The organism is Candidatus Infernicultor aquiphilus (assembly GCF_002784285.1).
GTDB lineage: Bacteria > Atribacterota > Phoenicimicrobiia > Phoenicimicrobiales > Phoenicimicrobiaceae > Infernicultor > Infernicultor aquiphilus.
This window is the reverse complement of sequence record NZ_PFKO01000296.1, coordinates 1-1,163: the sequence shown is the minus strand read 5'-3', so window position 1 is coordinate 1,163 and position 1,163 is coordinate 1. Positions and strand designations below refer to the sequence as shown.

Genomic DNA, 1,163 nt, shown 5'->3' with positions numbered 1-1,163 from the left:
ATTTCACTTACTTTACCAAAGAACACATTATCTACCACTCTTTCCTTTAACCATTTCCAAAATCCCTCAATGATGTTCAAATTTGGACTATAGGGAGGTAAATATAATAACTCTAACCGATCCTTGTTTTTTTCAAGAAATGGCTGAATTAGTTTTGCATGGTGTATACGAGCATTATCAAGAATCATTACAATCTTTCCTGCTGGATACTTCTCAATTATTTTTTTAAGAAACTTTAAAAATACTTCAGCATTATATGTTTCTTCTTCAATGCAAAATACCTCTCCTGTCTCATAGTCCAATGCACCGATAAGCTTAACTCCTCTATGCTTTCCGTATGTAGGGATTATTCGCTGCTTTCCTCTAAGAAACCATGTTTGGTGGATAGCTTGATAATCACGGATCATGGATTCATCTTGAAACAAAATATAATTAATTTCTTCATTTATCAGTTTTTTTTAAATATTTTAAAATCTTCTTTAAATTTTTTTTGTTTCTCCGGGTCAGCCTTTGCGAGCGTATACGTAGGTCTGGTAAAGCTTAATCCTAATCTCTTTAATACTTTTGTCATACCTCTTATAGTATATTTTACATCATATGCTTTTTTAATATAATCTCTTACGATTTTTGCTGTCCAATTAAATGAAGCTGGAAATCCTACGCCTGCAGGTGTCTTATTAAGTATCATATCAACCAATTCATCTTCCTGCTTGTCTGTTAATCTTTTTCTTGCGCCAGGTTGTTTTTTGGGTTTTAGTACCTCCAAGCCTCCCTCCTTATATTTCGCCCAATAATTATCAACTGTTCTTTTGGAAACTCCAACAATATCAGCAGTTTCAAATAGTGTTTTTCCTTTCAGTCTCCAATATATTGCCTGGTATCTCTTATACATTCTAATTTCTTTAGCAGATTTCATTGTCTTATAAACTATATTTATTTCTTCATTTTTAGTCATTTTAAACACTTCCTTGAATTATATTAGAACTGTTAGCCGTAATTAAGCATAATTTCAATTCCATTGTATTTCAAGGAAGTCGTTTTGTCCATTATATTTGCGTATTTTTTTAATTCTATTTATATAGGAGCTTTTTGCTTTGTAAGATTTTTTTGGTTTTTAGTCATTGATCAAGCCTGCTCAAGAGGTAAATTACAACAGGTCTATA

2 protein-coding genes are annotated in these 1,163 nt (G+C 31.6%); both read right to left on the bottom strand.

Annotation, left to right across the window (positions count from 1 at the left end):
• Positions 1–425 (bottom strand): IS630 family transposase (locus tag COZ07_RS08185; protein WP_406608076.1); only part of this gene is annotated, 425 nt, incomplete at its 3' end.
• A 23-nt stretch (positions 426–448) separates the two neighbouring features.
• Positions 449–955 carry an IS630 family transposase gene (locus COZ07_RS08180; RefSeq protein ID WP_406608075.1) on the bottom strand — a complete coding sequence of 169 codons (507 nt, stop codon included), beginning with the start codon at positions 953–955 and terminating at the stop codon, positions 449–451.
• Between the last annotated feature and the right edge of the window lie 208 nt (positions 956–1,163).

Coding starts and splice junctions, on each gene's coding strand:
- COZ07_RS08180 (WP_406608075.1), bottom strand. CDS start 955: ATGACTAAAAATGAAGAAATAAATATAGTTTATAAGACAATGAAATCT.